We start from the raw sequence: 14,446 nt of genomic DNA, 5'->3' as shown, positions 1-14,446 counted from the left end.
GAAAAAAGAATGAAAAAACTGCAAATCGCGGTAGGCATCATACGTAATCCACAGGGCGAAATCTTTATTACGCAGCGTGCCGCTGATGCGCACATGGCGAATAAATGGGAATTTCCTGGCGGTAAAATCGAAGCTGGCGAAACGCCGGAGGTGGCGCTGCGCCGTGAGCTTCAGGAGGAGACCGGGATCGTCGTGACGTCCGCCACGCTGTTTGAAACACTGGAGTATGCCTTTACGGATCGCCACATCAGTCTGTGGTTTTTCCTGGTGGAAAGCTGGGAAGGGGAGCCGTGGGGGAAAGAAGGGCAGCCGGGGCGCTGGGTGCATCAGCAGGCTCTGGAAGCGGAGGCGTTTCCTCCGGCTAACGAGCCTGTGATTGCTAAGCTGCGCCGCGCGCAACCTTAAGGCAGGTTTTCTTCTTCACTCCAGCCGTCACTGTCGGAGCGATCGCCGCTGCTGGGAATGCGTTTCTCTTCAGCGGCCCATTCGCCCAGATCGATAAGCTGGCAGCGTTTCGAGCAAAAGGGACGATACGGGCTCTGTTCGCCCCAGATAATTTCTTTGCCGCAGGTTGGGCAGTTAACGATAGTTGCGTCTGACATAGAGATTCCTTAACAGCAGGCCAGTTCAAAATCGAATCGTTCCGGTACGCGCCCGTGCTCGCTGTCGAGCGGCATAAAGCGGATCGCGAAGCGGCTTTTATGGCCGGAAATCTGTGGGTAAAGCGCTTCTTCCAGCGGAAGCTGCAGGCGCAGCAGATCGGCATCATCGCCGTTGTCCTGATAAAACCCGTTCAGGCTGGTTTGCTTACGAAACGGCGCAGACTGACGAATCAAATCCAGAATCATCTCCAGCGTGTGCGTCAGGGGCTGTAACGTGGCGAGCCAGTTGCTCACCTGAATATCGCGCTCTTCCTGCGGCGAGCAGAGCCAGACGTGCAGCAGCGGTAAATCGAAGCTACAGCAGCCGCCCGGAATACTGAGGCGCTGGCGCACCAGTGCGATAAGACGATCTTCACGCAGCGTCTGCCCCAGGCGGGGCGCTGCCATTAAGACGCTACTGCGCGCTTTCAGCTCCCGACGCAGCGCGTCGATGCGTTCGTTATCGACCCCCGGCACTTCGGCCCAGCTTTGCAGTTTACGCTGCTGGCGTTCCAGCTCTTTCAGCAGTTCGGTGCGGGTGTCCCCGCGTTCAAACACGTCCAGCAAATCGCCTGCATTGCGAAAGAAGTGCAGCGCGCTGGCATGATCGCGAACAGGCAGCAGCGCTTTCATTTGCTGGATGAGAAATTCGATACGCAGCCAGGTGCGCATTTTTTCATTCAGGGGGTGTTCAAAAAGAACGTGAGTCTGCATTACTTATTTTCCTGTGGAACGGCTTGCGCCGCCAGTTGCAGATAGCGTTGATGCAGACGCGCCACATCTTCGACTATCGTTTCCGGCGAGCCGTTATTATCTATAACGTCATCAGCGACAGCTAACCGGGTCTCGCGGCTGGCCTGCGCGTTCAGGATCTGCCCGGCATGCTCACGGGACACTCCATCGCGCTGCATGGTGCGCTGTATCTGCGTCTCTGGCGTCACGTCCACCACCAGCACGCGGTTAGCCTTCGTATGGAGTTCATTTTCAACCAGCAACGGCACGACCCAAAGCACATACGCCGAAGCGGCATGCGCAATTTCAGCCTGCGTCTGTTGATGGATAAGCGGATGCAGAAGCCCGTTAAGCCAGGCTTTTTCCTGCGGGGTTGAGAAGATAATTTCACGCAGCGCACGGCGATTGAGCGTGCCGTCGGGGTTGCAAATCGTCTGTCCGAAACGGGAGATAATGGCGTTTAATCCGGCGGTGCCCGGCTCAACGACCTGGCGGGCGATGATATCAGCATCCACTACGGTAACGCCGAGACGGGCAAAGGCGTCGGCGACTGTACTTTTGCCGCTCCCGATACCGCCCGTCAGTGCTACCGTATAAACCATAAAGCCTTCATCCCGAATCGTAAAATATGCGTAAGCCTCATGAAATATCTGTTATTTCATCGCGTTGCGATGCGCAAGCAAACGGTGGCTGCGGCCTCGTTTATCGTCCTCGCGCACAAGGTAAATTTATAGGATTGTAGCGTAAAAAAGCGCGCTTTCGCAGTCTTGCGGCGCCATTATTAGTGCGTATGATAACGTCACTGGAGTTGGCAGTTGTCCCGCCGCACACGTTACGCGCTCATCGCCATTAACCCAGGAATCGCACATGCGTATTGAAGAAGATCTGAAGTTAGGTTTTAAAGACGTTCTTATCCGCCCGAAACGCTCTACCCTCAAAAGTCGCTCTGATGTTGAACTTGAGCGTCAGTTCACCTTTAAACATTCCCGCGTACAATGGTCTGGTGTTCCGATCATCGCTGCCAATATGGATACGGTCGGTACCTTTGGCATGGCGCAGGCGCTGGCGGCTTTCGATATTCTGACCGCTGTTCATAAGCATTACAGCGTGCAGGAGTGGGGCGAATTCATTCAGTCAGTGCCATCTACCGTGCTGAAACATGTGATGGTATCGACCGGCACCTCTGATGCTGACTTTGAAAAAACCAAAGAAATTCTCGCCCTTTCGCCGTTGCTCCAGTTTATCTGTATCGACGTTGCGAACGGCTACTCGGAGCATTTCGTTCAGTTTGTCGCGAAGGCGCGCGCCGCCTGGCCTGATAAAGCGATTATCGCCGGTAACGTTGTCACTGGCGAAATGTGCGAAGAGCTGATCCTGGCAGGCGCTGATATTGTTAAGGTCGGTATTGGTCCGGGCTCTGTCTGCACTACGCGTGTTAAGACCGGCGTGGGCTATCCACAGCTTTCGGCTGTTATCGAATGCGCGGATGCCGCACACGGCCTCGGCGGACAGATCATCAGCGACGGCGGTTGTACCGTACCCGGTGATGTAGCAAAAGCCTTTGGCGGCGGCGCAGACTTCGTGATGCTGGGCGGTATGCTGGCAGGCCACGACGAAAGCGGCGGCACCGTCGTTGAGCAGAACGGCGAAAAATTCATGCTTTTCTATGGTATGAGTTCCGAATCTGCGATGAACCGTCACGTCGGCGGTGTCGCGCAATACCGTGCCGCAGAAGGTAAAACCGTGAAGCTGCCGCTGCGTGGGCCGGTAGAAGAGACGGCGCGCGATATTCTGGGCGGGCTGCGTTCCGCCTGTACCTACGTCGGCGCCTCCCGTCTTAAAGAGCTGACCAAGCGCACCACTTTTATTCGCGTGCAGGAGCAGGAAAACCGGGTATTCAACAGCCTCTGAAGCGCTGATCTCACGCTGGCGCAGCCCTTGCGCCAGCATTAATTCATCCCGCTCATCGCATCTCCCAGCCGGAATATTGGCAGATACATCGCCACCACCAGCGTGCCGACAATGAGTCCAATCACCATCATCATCAGCGGTTCCAGCGTCGCCGCCAGCGTCTGGGCGCGATCGGACGTTTGCCCAAGATGCCATCCGGCGAGTTTCTCCAGCATAATATCCAGTGCGCCGGTCTCTTCTCCGGTACGAATCAACTGAATACACAGCGCGGTAAATACCACCTCCTGCTCTATCGCCTTCCATAACGGCAAGCCTTCTGCAATACCTTGTTTGACGCGTCCGACTGCCAGCTGCCATAAGGGCGACGTCAGCGTTTCCTCCACGCTGCCGAGGCTTTGTAGCAAAGGAATGCCGGCGCGCTGCATCAATGAAAGTACCGTATAAATCTGGCTTAGCTGCTGGCCGCGGATTAGCGGGCCGAACAGCGGGACTCTCAAAAGCCACGCCGCTTCGCGTAACTGCCATTTCGGGCTGCGCCGCAGCCTGACAATAACCACTGGAGCCAACAGCAACAGACTGAGCCACCAGATTGCATATTGCATTAACCCTTCTGAAAGCGCGATCACGGCGCGTGTTACCAGCGGTAGCGGGGTATTAAAAGAGCGGTAGATAGCCGTAAACTGCGGTAGCACAAAACAGGTCATACCCAGCGTCAGCAACAGCGCGACGATAAAAATGAACGCTGGATAGCGCAGCGCCTTGATAACCTGTTTTCTTAGCTTTTGCTGATCTTCCTGCTGTTGCGCCAGTTGCTGACAGCATACGTCCAGCTTTCCGGTCAGCTCGCCCGTATGCATGAGCGAGATAAACAGCGGGGGAAAGATATCCGGCCACTGGCGCAGCGTCTCGGAAAAGGCGATCCCTCGTCCTAGCTGCTGCGCCAGTTGCCCAAGCAGCGCCTGCCATTGGGCCACCGGATGCTGACTCGCCAGCATGGTCAGCCCCTGCGTCAGACTGACGCCCGCCTGTAGCAGCGCAGCCAGCTGGCGGATCACCAGGATCCTGTGTTCGCTGCCCCAGTGGCGTTTATTAATGCTTGCCCGCTTAAGCATTAACGGGTGAACGTCGCTATCCATTAACTGTAGCGAGGCGCTGATTCTGTCCGGCGCCCAGAGCATGCCTGAATCGCTAACGCCGTCTTTATTTACGCCGCGCCAGCGCCATAACTGGTTATCCATGCGGCGCACCCGATACGCGATAAAGTTCTTCCAGCGTGGTTAGTCCCGCCTCCACCGTTTGTAAACCATGTTCAAAAAGCGTGGTCATGCCCTGCGCCCGCGCCTGTGAAGCTATCTCATCAAGCGGCGCGCCGCTGGCGACAGTCTGGCGCAGCGCCGCGTTGATGCTGAGCAGCTCGAAAAGCGCAATCCGGCCATAGTAACCACCATAGCAGCGCTCGCACCCGCAGGCCTTATAAGGGTGAAGCGGGCGCGGCCAGAGCGAGGCCGGGAGCGTTACTGGCTCCGGTGAAAATACCCGACAGTAAGGGCAGAGCTTTCTGACCAGACGCTGCGCGATGACCAGCTCCAGCGCGGAGGCGAGCATCCAGCGCGGCAGCCCCATTTGCTCAAGGCGCACTAATGTTTCCGTTGTGGAATTAGTGTGTAGCGTGGAAAGCACCAGATGCCCGGTCTGCGCCGCTTTAACGGCAATTTCCGCAGTTTCGAGATCGCGGATCTCGCCAATCATAATGACATCCGGATCCTGTCTTAACAGGGCGCGTAACACGGCCTGAAAGGTGAGCCCCGCTTTGGGCAATACGGGTGTCTGGTTCAGCCCGGTGACAGGGATCTCTACTGGATCTTCCACGCTACAGATATTTACCTGCGGATCGTTAAGCGCGCTGAGCGCGGTATACAGCGTGACGGTTTTACCGCTCCCGGTGGGGCCCGTAACCAGTATCAGTCCCTGTGGGCGTTGCAAAGAGTTGCAAAAAAGCGTCTCCTGCGCATGTGACAGGCCCAGCGCCTGAACCTCAAGCGGCTGTTCCGTTTGTTGTAGCAGACGCAGAACCACTTTTTCGCCACAGCGGCAAAGCAGGGTAGAGATACGAAACGAGACCGTTCGGCCTGCAAGCACAATACTGAACTGCCCATCCTGCGGCAGTCTGCGCTCGGCGATATCGAGGTTGCCAAGCACTTTCAGGCGGGCGGTAAGCGCGCTGGCAAGGGCCGCAGGCAGCGGCGGCAGCGCGTGTAACACGCCGTCAATGCGAAAGCGTATCTGGTAATGCGTTTCCGCGGGTTCAAAATGAATATCAGACGCGCGTCGCTGCAGCGCCTGTTGCAGCGTCTGGTCAATCAACTGAACAACGGAAGCGCCTTCCTCCTGTACGGCAGGGCGTAACGGGTCTGCCGCCAGCTGTCTTTCTTTCTCCAGCCGCTCGGCGCTCCAGCACTCAATATCAATATGCCGGTGCGTGGAAAAACGCAGCGCGTCCATCAGCTCAGCGCTGGGTTCGCCCGCCACGGCAATATGTACCGTGGCGTCGTCGATATTCAGCACCAGCGCGTTATAGCGCTGGCATAAGGTATGCAGATAATCGAGAGACATCATGGAGCCCTCGCTTAAGGTAGCGTGCTGCGAAAGACATCTTCGCAGGCCTGCTGCAATGCGGTATCGCTGGTAGCGCAGGTTCGCTTCCAGCCTTCCATGCCGTTAGCCGTGTTCCACTGGGGCGTCAGCGTCACTGACAAACCGTTAAGGCTGTCCTGGCCGGTAACGCTGATAACGCCTTGTGCGACGGTCATTTCGCTCACGTAGCGGGTAGTTTTGGGGGCGGGAATACCATTGGTGCCGGCATCACAGCTACTGAGCCCGCCGCGATCGATAACGCAAAGCTCAATCGCGGTGCGATAGGGGGTGACGGTTTGCAGCATATCCGTCAACGCCGCTTTGCGAAGGTAGTTTTGATATGCCGGTACGCCAATAGCGCTAAGAATGGCGATAATGCCTATCACCACCATCAGTTCAATCAACGTAAAGCCGCTTTGTCTGTTCATGTTTCCTCCTTGTGTGGGTGATGCCACTTTGGCAGGCCATAACAGGCGTCACCAGGAGGACAAACAGATTCAGGAATCTGTCTTCAGAAGAATTTCATACCGTTGCAAAGCCCAACAGCACCGTTGCGTAACATCTCGCAAAATCGTTAAGAAACAAGCGTGTCTTGTAAAAAGAGCAGGACAAGACAGAGGAGAAAATTGATGATAAAGCGCAAGGTGAGGGCAGGCGAAAACCTGCCCGGTGTTATTTAGCGAAACGCGGCTTTAGCGAAAGCGCATAGAGAGGTCGAGCGCGCGAATATGTTTAGTCAATGCACCGACAGAAATGAAGTCCACGCCGGTTTCGGCGAATTCACGCAGCGTTTCCAGCGTGACATTGCCAGACACCTCAAGCCGCGCCTGGCCTGCGGTACGCTTAACCGCGGCACGCATCTGCTCTACGTTAAAGTTGTCGAGCATGATGATATCTGCGCCAGCGTTGAGGGCGTCATCCAGCTCGTCCAGCGATTCCACTTCGACTTCTACCGGCACGTCCGGGTGCAGCCAGAACGCTTTTTCCACTGCCTGGCGCACCGAGCCGGAGGCAATAATATGGTTTTCTTTAATCAGAAACGCATCGGAAAGCCCGAGGCGATGATTCGCTCCGCCGCCGCACAGCACCGCGTATTTCAGCGCGCTACGCAGCCCCGGAACAGTTTTACGGGTGTCGAGCAGTTGAGTATGGGTACCTTCCAGCAGCGCCACGTAACGGCGCACTTCGCTGGCGACGCCAGAAAGCGTCTGGACGAAGTTCAGCGCGGTGCGCTCGCCGGTCAACAGCACGCGGGAAGGACCTTCGAGTTCGAAAAGCGGCTGATCGGGCTGCACGCTGTCGCCATCATTCACGCGCCAGGTCACGCTGACATCGCCGCCAAGCTGGATAAATACCTCATCAACCCAGCGCTTGCCGCAGAACACACCCGCTTCGCGCGTAATGACAACCGCGTGCGAGCGACTGTCTGGCGGTAACAACTGTGCAGTAATATCGCGGCTGGCATCCGTTTCGCCGCCGAGATCTTCACGCAGAGCCTGAGCGACGGTAACGGGGATATCCAGGGTGATTCTTTCCAGTAGCGCGTCACGTCGATGGTCCGGATTGTAACGGCGAGGCGGCATGATATAACTCCAGATTGGTGGCTAATCAAAAGAATGAAACATGCTACTCTGAAGCGAGTTTGAGTACCATAGAAAGGAGAACTGCGCATGCAGGTGAAAGATGGCTGGCTGGTGGATGCCAGGCTCGCGCCCTCGCCGCATCATGATTGCCGACCAGAGGACGAAGCGCCTTCGTTGCTGGTGGTGCATAACATCAGCCTGCCGCCAGGGGAATTTGGCGGCCCGTGGATTGACGCGCTGTTCGCCGGCACGCTTGACCCGGACGCACACCCTTATTTTGCCGGCATCGCCCATCTGCGTGTATCGGCCCACTGCTTGATCCGGCGCGACGGTGAGATTGTGCAGTATGTGCCTTTTAATAAACGTGCCTGGCATGCTGGCTTATCCTGCTATCAGGGGCGCGAACGCTGCAACGATTTTTCTGTCGGCATTGAGCTTGAAGGTACTGACACGCTGGCGTACACCGATGCGCAGTACCGGCAGTTGGCCGCGGTTACCCGCACATTGCTGGCGCTGTATCCGGCGATGAAGGGGCATATGACCGGTCACAGCGATATCGCGCCTGAACGTAAAACCGATCCCGGCCCGGCTTTTGACTGGCAGCGCTTTCGCGCCCTGGTGGCCGCCCCGTCTGATAAGGAGATGAGATGACGCTTTTCACCCTGCTGCTGGTGCTTATCGCCGAACGGCTTTTCAAGCTGGGCGAGCACTGGCAACTGGATCATCGCCTCGAGCCGCTGTTCCGCCGTGTGCGCCGCTTTTCGTTGTTCTATACGCTTGGCATGACGGCGCTGGCGATGCTGGTCGTTTTCCTGTGTCTGCATGCCCTGGAAGGGTGGTTCTTCAATGTGCCGCTGTTGATTTTCTGGATTGTCGTCGGCGTGCTGTGCATCGGCGCGGGAGGTGTGCGCAGGCACTATCACGCCTACCTCAAAGCGGCGAGCCAGGATGACGCCCATGCGCGCGAAAACATGGCGTATGAACTAACACTCATCCACGGCGTGCCGCCCGGCTGCGATGAGCGGGAGTACCTGCGCGAGCTGCAAAACGGTCTGCTGTGGGTAAATTACCGTTTTTACCTGGCACCGATGTTCTGGTTTGTTGTGGGCGGCATGTGGGGCCCGGTCACACTGACCGGTTACGCCTTTTTACGCGCCTGGCAAAGCTGGGTTGCCCGCCATCATACGCCGCACCAGCGACTGCTTTCAGGCATCGATGCGGTGCTGCATGTCCTTGACTGGGTGCCGGTGCGTCTGGCAGGCGTGGTGTATGCGCTGGTCGGGCACGGTGAAAAAGCACTCCCCGCGTGGTTCGCTTCCTTACTTGATCGCTTTACGTCACAGTATCAGGTACTGACCGGTCTTGCGCAGTTTGCGCTGGCGCGCGAGCCGCATGTGGATAAAGTGGAAACGCCGAAAGCAGCGGTATCGATGGCGAAAAAGGCGACGCTGGTGATTGTGGTCGTGGTGGCGTTGCTGACGATATACGGCACGCTCATGTGAGCGCGCCGTTGAGGGGCATTATGGGTGATCGGCGGGCGGTACGCCAAACTGCGGCATGCCGTTTTCATCCCAGATAACCAGCTTTACGCGGGTATGGCGGTTCGGGTCCCAGAGCGGATCGCCTTCGATTTCCGTGTAATTACGCGCGTGGTAAACCAGCACATCCTGGCCGTCCGGCGTCGTTGTAAAGCTATTGTGGCCTGGCCCGTACTGTCGGTTTTCATAGCTGGTGGTAAAGACAGGCTGCGGCGATTTATGCCAGTTGCGCAGATCACGCATATCGGCCGCCTGATCTATCCAGAGCAGCCCCATGCAGTAGTTCTCATCAGTAGCGCTCGCGGAGTAGGCGATAAACAAACGCTCGCCATGTTTCACCACCGCCGGGCCTTCATTGACTAAAAAGCCGCGGCACTCCCACTCCAGCTCAGGCTTACTCAACATCACCGGTTCGCCTTTCAGCGTCCACGGGTTTTCCATCTCACACAGGTACAAATTGGAGTTGCCCGGAATATCGGGCGCTTTCTGCGCCCACAAATACCAGAGTTTGCCCTGATGCTCAAACGTCGTCGCGTCCAGCGAGAAGGTGTCATACGGCGTTTGGATTTGGCCTTTTTCCACCCAGGTGCCGGTCAGCGGATCGCTGTCTGCACACTCCAGGACATACATCCGGTGCTGGAACATATTGTCTTTCAGCCCGCGCGTCGGGGCGGCGGCGAAGTAGATGTACCATATGCCCTGGATATGGTGCAGCTCCGGGGCCCAGATAAGCTCGCTCATCGGGCCGGTGTCCGGCTTACGCCAGACTACTACGGGTGCGGCATGACGCAGAGACTCGATAGACGGCGCGCGGCGGATCTCCAGCCGGTCATATTCCGGCACGGAGGCGATAAAGTAGTACTGGCCCTGATGGCGCAGAATAAACGGGTCGGCGCGCTGTTCAATCAGCGGATTCGGCCAGGGAGAAGTATTCATCATCGCTCCTTAAGGTTTAACTTCCACAGGTTTGGTCTGCTGGTATTCAGCAAGTTCGCGGTACTTTTCGCGGCGTTTTTCCAGGTCGCTCTGAATACGCGCCATCAGTTCGCGGTCCACTTTCAGCATCCGCACAACGCCTGCGGTAATCAGATACCCGACGCCCGGGATCACGGTAAACAGCATGACGATGCCGTTAAGGGCGCTCGCGCTCTGGGCTTTAGCGCCCGCGTCATATCCATACCAGGAGAGCAAAAAGCCTACCAGCGCGCCCGCGATAGCCAGCCCCAGCTTCAGGAAAAAGAGATTGCCGGAGAAGCTGATGCCAGTAATGCGTTTGCCGGTTTTCCACTCGCCGTAATCATCCACGTCCGCCATCAGCGACCAGTGCAGCGGCGACGGGATCTGGTGCAGCACATTTAGCAGGAAATACATCACGACAATCAGCACGGTGGCGTGCGGGTTCAGGAAGTAGAAACCGCAGGAGAAAATCGCCAGCACGATGTTGGTCCAGAAGAAGACTTTCAGCTTGCACCAGCGGTCGGTCAGCACTTTAGCCAGCGTGCTGCCGAGCATCATGCCGACCACGCCGAGGCTGATAAACAGCGTGGCGAAGCTGGTGCTCTGCTGCATTACCCAGGTGACGTAATACATGGTGGCCGCCATGCGGATAAAGCCAGGGCAGACGTTGCAGATGGTCAGCAGCAGGATGCGCACCCACTGGTCGTTTTTCCAGACGTCTTTAAGATCGGCTTTTAAATCGTCATTGGTTGGAACGGCCGGGCGAATGCGCTCGCGTACCGTAGCGAAGCTGAACAGAAACATGCACATGCCAATCAACGCCAGAATGGTCATGGCAATCTGATAGCCTTTGGCTTTATCGCCGCCGCCAAAGTAGTCAACCATCGGCAGCAGGGTCAGGGAAAGCAGAAGGGTGGCGATCCCTACCATCACGAAGCGGTAAGACTGACAGGCGACGCGCTCTTTCGGGTCGTTAGTAATCACGCTGCCAAGCGAGCAGTAGGGGATGTTGATGGCGGTATAGGTAATGGAGAGCAGAAAGTAGGTCACAAAGGCATAGACAACTTTGTTGCTGTAGCTCCAGTCCGGGGTGGTAAACATCAGCACGCTGAACAGAGCATAGGGGAACGCAATCCACAACAGCCATGGACGAAAACGCCCGAAGCGGCTGCGGGTGCGGTCAGCAATGGCACCCATAATAGGGTCGGTCACTGCGTCGATAACGCGAATAGAGAGAAGCAATACGCCAACCAGGGCAGGGGCAAGGCCAAAAATATCGGTATAGAAGTAGTTAACAAACAACATGATGGCGCCAAAGATAATATTGCATCCGGCGTCACCCATTCCGTAGCCGATTTTTTCTTTGACAGAGAGTCTGCTGTTTTCCATCGACACATCTCCGGTGAATAATATGGACAGAAGTATTATTCGACTGCAGGCAAACTGCGCAGCAGTAATAGGTCGCAGAGATGGATAATCGTGTTGTGCGGAAGAATTTGTGAGGAAGGTAACAACCCTCACCCGGTCGGGCGAGGGTTTGGACGCTTAACGGGCGTGCGCCGCTTTCGCTTTTTTCTCTTTCACGATATAGCCAATACCGAGAATAACCAGCCATACCGGGATCAGCCACACGGAGATCGCCATGCCCGGCGTCATCAGCATGATGACCAGCACCGCCGCCATGAAGATCAGGCACAGCCAGTTACCGGCCGGATAGAGCAGCGCCGGGAAACGTGGCGTGACGCCCTGCTGCTGTTTGGCGCGGCGAAAACGCATATGGGCCAGGCTAATCATCGCCCAGTTAATCACCAGCGCGGAGACCACCAGCGCCATCAGCAGGCCGAAGGCTTCCTGCGGGGCCAGATAGTTAATCAGCACGCACAGCGCGGTAAAGGCTGCAGATACCAGAATGGTATTCACAGGCACGCCGCGCTTGTCGACTTTTTGCAGCGCCTGCGGCGCGTTGCCCTGTTTGGCGAGGCCGAACAGCATACGGCTGTTGCAGTAAACGCAGCTGTTATAGACAGAGAGCGCCGCGGTCAGCACCACGATGTTAAGCGCGTTGGCTACCAGCGAGTCGCCGAGTTCATGGAAAATCAGCACGAACGGGCTGGTGTCTGCGGTGATGCGCGTCCACGGCAGCAGGGAGAGCAGCACCGCCAGCGAGCCCACATAGAAGATCAGAATACGATAGATAACCTGATTGGTGGCTTTCGGAATGCTTTTTTCCGGCTCGTCCGCTTCCGCCGCCGTGATGCCGACCAGCTCAAGCCCGCCAAAAGAGAACATGATAATCGCCATCATCATGACCAGCCCCGAGACGCCGTTCGGCAGGAAGCCACCCTGATCCCACAAGTTGCGAACTGTCGCCTGCGGGCCGGCGGTGTCGCTAAACAGCAGCCAGGCGCCGAAGAGGATCATCGCGACCACCGCGATGACTTTAATAATGGCGAACCAGAATTCCATTTCGCCGAACACTTTGACGTTTGTGAGGTTGATGGCGTTGATAACCACAAAGAAGACGGCGGCAGAAGCCCACGTCGGGATTTCCGGCCACCAGAACTGGATATATTTACCCACCGCCGTTAGCTCAGCCATCGCCACCAGCACATACAGCACCCAGTAGTTCCAGCCGGAGGCGAAGCCTGCGAAACCGCCCCAGTATTTATAAGCAAAATGGCTAAAAGAGCCTGCAACCGGTTCTTCCACGACCATTTCACCAAGCTGGCGCATGATCAGAAAGGCAATAAAACCCGCAATAGCGTAACCGAGAATAATCCCCGGCCCTGCGGACTGGATTACGGAGGCGCTGCCCAGAAACAGGCCCGTACCGATAGCACCACCCAGCGCGATAAGCTGAATATGGCGGTTTTTGAGGCCGCGCTTCAGCGTGTCGCCGTGCTGTTGACCTTCCATCATAAAACCTCGTGTGTGGTTGTTTTTATCCGCAGCATGACGCTGCTGTAATGTTGTTATGTCGCTGTGTGTAGTCTTTTCTTTACAGCCAATAAGGATGAAATTTGTAATAACGACTACCGCAGCGCCAAGAATAGTGATAAGCGCTGCCAAATGCACCTGCTTTCTCAGGGGTATCACGCGGAGTGAATAAAAAGAAACCATTTGTAAATCGCTGCGTTTATCCAGCACGCGGGCACTTCAATTTATTTTAAGCGAGAATAATGCATGGATATTCATATTTTAAACTAATGAATCGGTTCAGGTTGTAAAGCTTTACGTTTCATTAAAGTTAAAACTACCGCTTTGGAGGTAACAGGTTCATTTGCCCGGAGTTACATTTCTGAAACGTTATTTCTTTATGATTGTTAAAATATGCGGGCTTTCCTGATTTCAATCAAAACCAGGATGGACAGAAGGTGAATACTTTGTTACTTTAGCAACACGAACGTTAAATTGGTCATACCAATTGACTCCGGGCGAATGGCAGAGACAGGGAATAATGGCCTACAGCAAAATCCGCCAACCAAAACTTTCCGATGTGATTGAGCAGCAACTGGAGTTTTTGATCCTCGAAGGGACGTTGCGTCCCGGCGAAAAACTGCCTCCTGAGCGCGAACTGGCCAAACAGTTCGACGTTTCCCGACCCTCCCTGCGAGAGGCGATTCAGCGTCTCGAAGCGAAGGGACTGCTGCTTCGTCGCCAGGGCGGCGGTACTTTTGTCCAGAATACGCTCTGGCAAAGCTTCAGCGACCCGCTGGTGGAACTCCTCTCTGACCATCCCGAATCCCAGTTTGATCTTCTTGAGACGCGTCACGCGCTGGAAGGCATCGCGGCATACTACGCGGCGCTTCGCAGCACGGATGAAGACAAAACGCGTATCAGCGAATGCCATCAGGCTATCGAGCGCGCCCAGGAGTCCGGCGATCTGGACGCAGAATCAAACGCTGTGCTGCAGTATCAGATAGCCGTCACGGAAGCCGCTCATAATGTAGTGCTGCTTCATCTGCTACGCTGCATGGAGCCGATGCTGGCGCAAAACGTGCGTCAGAACTTTGAATTGCTCTACGCGCGCCGTGAAATGCTGCCGCTGGTCAGCAGCCATCGCACCCGTATCTACGAGGCGATTATGGCGGGAGAGCCGGAGCAGGCGCGAGAAGCGTCGCATCGCCACCTGGCGTTCATTGAAGATATTTTGCTGGACCGCAGCCGTGAGCAGAGTCGTCGTGAACGCTCGCTGCGTCGTCTGGAGCAACGTAAGAATTAATATTTTTCCGGTTTTTGCCGGAAGATTTGTACCAAAAGCGCCATTGAAGCGCGGCAACTAAACCCAGAACCTGTCTTATTGCGCTTTGTTAAGTGCGCGTAGTTCAGGTTGCATCGCGGCGGTAAGCGGCGAACCCCTTTGCAGGGCGCACGCGTAGCCACCGGTGGAGCAGCCGGACGCTGTAAGAGCATAGAGTGCAATGGGACAGGTTCCAGATTAATCAACGTA

General features: G+C 56.1%; 15 protein-coding genes. 5 read left to right on the top strand and 10 right to left on the bottom strand.

Annotated elements, in window-relative coordinates; all coding sequences use genetic code 11:
- Window positions 1–9 precede the first annotated feature (9 nt).
- A complete protein-coding gene (gene mutT / locus BJP61_RS17780) occupies window positions 10–405 on the top strand; it encodes an 8-oxo-dGTP diphosphatase MutT (protein WP_161579976.1) in 396 nt (131 codons plus the stop codon).
- On the opposite strand, the gene yacG is transcribed toward mutT, so the two are convergent.
- Genes yacG through coaE form a run of 3 tightly spaced genes read right to left on the bottom strand, consistent with a single transcriptional unit; the run spans window position 402 to window position 1,975 of the window.
- Window positions 402–602: a DNA gyrase inhibitor YacG gene (yacG, locus tag BJP61_RS17775; RefSeq protein ID WP_007748637.1), complete on the bottom strand. Its 201-nt coding sequence runs from the start codon at window positions 600–602 to the stop codon at window positions 402–404. The two genes, mutT and yacG, sit on opposite strands and share 4 nt — an antisense overlap.
- A gap of 9 nt (window positions 603–611) precedes the next feature.
- Window positions 612–1,355, bottom strand: coding sequence for a cell division protein ZapD (gene zapD, locus BJP61_RS17770; protein WP_038864825.1), 744 nt, complete (start codon window positions 1,353–1,355; stop codon window positions 612–614).
- Entirely contained in the window at window positions 1,355–1,975 is a 621-nt protein-coding gene (coaE, locus tag BJP61_RS17765) for a dephospho-CoA kinase (RefSeq protein WP_038864822.1), read from the bottom strand. The genes zapD and coaE overlap by 1 nt, the downstream gene beginning before the upstream one ends.
- Window positions 1,976–2,240: 265 nt before the next feature.
- On the opposite strand from coaE, the gene BJP61_RS17760 reads away from it, so the two are divergent.
- Window positions 2,241–3,284 carry a GMP reductase gene (locus BJP61_RS17760; protein ID WP_038864818.1) on the top strand — a complete coding sequence of 348 codons (1,044 nt, stop codon included), beginning with the start codon at window positions 2,241–2,243 and terminating at the stop codon, window positions 3,282–3,284.
- Window positions 3,285–3,322: 38 nt separating this feature from the next.
- Here the strand turns inward: BJP61_RS17760 and hofC are convergent, their stop codons facing one another.
- The 4 genes from hofC to nadC form a co-directional block, all read right to left on the bottom strand.
- Entirely contained in the window at window positions 3,323–4,522 is a 1,200-nt protein-coding gene (gene hofC / locus BJP61_RS17755; RefSeq protein ID WP_171998887.1) for a protein transport protein HofC, read from the bottom strand.
- On the bottom strand, window positions 4,515–5,897 hold the full coding sequence (gene gspE, locus BJP61_RS17750; RefSeq protein WP_171999366.1) for a type II secretion system protein GspE: 1,383 nt from the start codon (window positions 5,895–5,897) through the stop codon (window positions 4,515–4,517). Before gspE ends, hofC begins: the two co-directional genes overlap by 8 nt.
- 14 nt (window positions 5,898–5,911) lie before the next feature.
- Window positions 5,912–6,346, bottom strand: a complete 435-nt coding sequence (gene ppdD, locus BJP61_RS17745; protein WP_038864809.1) for a prepilin peptidase-dependent pilin — start codon at window positions 6,344–6,346, stop codon at window positions 5,912–5,914.
- Between the two features lie 264 nt (window positions 6,347–6,610).
- The gene (gene nadC / locus BJP61_RS17740) at window positions 6,611–7,501 is read right to left on the bottom strand and encodes a carboxylating nicotinate-nucleotide diphosphorylase (RefSeq protein ID WP_038864805.1); all 891 of its coding nucleotides are present in this window, start codon (window positions 7,499–7,501) and stop codon (window positions 6,611–6,613) included.
- An 87-nt stretch (window positions 7,502–7,588) separates the two neighbouring features.
- Here nadC and ampD point away from each other — a divergent pair, with 87 nt between their 5' ends.
- A complete protein-coding gene (gene ampD, locus BJP61_RS17735; protein WP_161581458.1) occupies window positions 7,589–8,152 on the top strand; it encodes a 1,6-anhydro-N-acetylmuramyl-L-alanine amidase AmpD in 564 nt (187 codons plus the stop codon).
- On the top strand, window positions 8,149–9,003 hold the full coding sequence (gene ampE, locus BJP61_RS17730; protein WP_038864803.1) for a beta-lactamase regulator AmpE: 855 nt from the start codon (window positions 8,149–8,151) through the stop codon (window positions 9,001–9,003). The genes ampD and ampE overlap by 4 nt, the downstream gene beginning before the upstream one ends.
- An 18-nt stretch (window positions 9,004–9,021) precedes the next feature.
- On the opposite strand, the gene BJP61_RS17725 is transcribed toward ampE, so the two are convergent.
- The 3 genes from BJP61_RS17725 to aroP all read right to left on the bottom strand — a co-directional run bounded on the left by BJP61_RS17725 (window position 9,022) and on the right by aroP (window position 12,912).
- A complete protein-coding gene (locus BJP61_RS17725) occupies window positions 9,022–9,975 on the bottom strand; it encodes a family 43 glycosylhydrolase (RefSeq protein ID WP_171999364.1) in 954 nt (317 codons plus the stop codon).
- Between the two features lie 9 nt (window positions 9,976–9,984).
- Window positions 9,985–11,385, bottom strand: a complete 1,401-nt coding sequence (locus BJP61_RS17720) for an MFS transporter (RefSeq protein WP_171998885.1) — start codon at window positions 11,383–11,385, stop codon at window positions 9,985–9,987.
- A 156-nt stretch (window positions 11,386–11,541) separates the two neighbouring features.
- On the bottom strand, window positions 11,542–12,912 hold the full coding sequence (gene aroP, locus BJP61_RS17715) for an aromatic amino acid transporter AroP (protein WP_038864895.1): 1,371 nt from the start codon (window positions 12,910–12,912) through the stop codon (window positions 11,542–11,544).
- 541 nt (window positions 12,913–13,453) lie between these two features.
- Here aroP and pdhR point away from each other — a divergent pair.
- Window positions 13,454–14,218, top strand: a complete 765-nt coding sequence (gene pdhR, locus BJP61_RS17710; RefSeq protein WP_038864792.1) for a pyruvate dehydrogenase complex transcriptional repressor PdhR — start codon at window positions 13,454–13,456, stop codon at window positions 14,216–14,218.
- The last annotated feature ends 228 nt before the right edge of the window (window positions 14,219–14,446 follow it).

The sequence above is a fragment of the Cronobacter sp. JZ38 genome, assembly GCF_008932145.1.
Classification (GTDB): domain Bacteria; phylum Pseudomonadota; class Gammaproteobacteria; order Enterobacterales; family Enterobacteriaceae; genus Cronobacter; species Cronobacter muytjensii.
The sequence above is the reverse complement of the archived record's forward strand: the minus strand, read 5'-3'. Positions and strand labels throughout refer to the sequence as shown.

What these genes read in the sequence shown, in the direction of transcription:
- mutT (WP_161579976.1), top strand. Translation starts at nt 10, where the DNA reads ATGAAAAAACTGCAAATCGCGGTAGGCATCATACGTAATCCACAGGGC.
- yacG (WP_007748637.1), bottom strand. Translation starts at nt 602, where the DNA reads ATGTCAGACGCAACTATCGTTAACTGCCCAACCTGCGGCAAAGAAATT.
- zapD (WP_038864825.1), bottom strand. Translation starts at nt 1,355, where the DNA reads ATGCAGACTCACGTTCTTTTTGAACACCCCCTGAATGAAAAAATGCGC.
- coaE (WP_038864822.1), bottom strand. Translation starts at nt 1,975, where the DNA reads ATGGTTTATACGGTAGCACTGACGGGCGGTATCGGGAGCGGCAAAAGT.
- BJP61_RS17760 (WP_038864818.1), top strand. Translation starts at nt 2,241, where the DNA reads ATGCGTATTGAAGAAGATCTGAAGTTAGGTTTTAAAGACGTTCTTATC.
- hofC (WP_171998887.1), bottom strand. Translation starts at nt 4,522, where the DNA reads ATGGATAACCAGTTATGGCGCTGGCGCGGCGTAAATAAAGACGGCGTT.
- gspE (WP_171999366.1), bottom strand. Translation starts at nt 5,897, where the DNA reads ATGTCTCTCGATTATCTGCATACCTTATGCCAGCGCTATAACGCGCTG.
- ppdD (WP_038864809.1), bottom strand. Translation starts at nt 6,346, where the DNA reads ATGAACAGACAAAGCGGCTTTACGTTGATTGAACTGATGGTGGTGATA.
- nadC (WP_038864805.1), bottom strand. Translation starts at nt 7,501, where the DNA reads ATGCCGCCTCGCCGTTACAATCCGGACCATCGACGTGACGCGCTACTG.
- ampD (WP_161581458.1), top strand. Translation starts at nt 7,589, where the DNA reads ATGCAGGTGAAAGATGGCTGGCTGGTGGATGCCAGGCTCGCGCCCTCG.
- ampE (WP_038864803.1), top strand. Translation starts at nt 8,149, where the DNA reads ATGACGCTTTTCACCCTGCTGCTGGTGCTTATCGCCGAACGGCTTTTC.
- BJP61_RS17725 (WP_171999364.1), bottom strand. Translation starts at nt 9,975, where the DNA reads ATGAATACTTCTCCCTGGCCGAATCCGCTGATTGAACAGCGCGCCGAC.
- BJP61_RS17720 (WP_171998885.1), bottom strand. Translation starts at nt 11,385, where the DNA reads ATGGAAAACAGCAGACTCTCTGTCAAAGAAAAAATCGGCTACGGAATG.
- aroP (WP_038864895.1), bottom strand. Translation starts at nt 12,912, where the DNA reads ATGGAAGGTCAACAGCACGGCGACACGCTGAAGCGCGGCCTCAAAAAC.
- pdhR (WP_038864792.1), top strand. Translation starts at nt 13,454, where the DNA reads ATGGCCTACAGCAAAATCCGCCAACCAAAACTTTCCGATGTGATTGAG.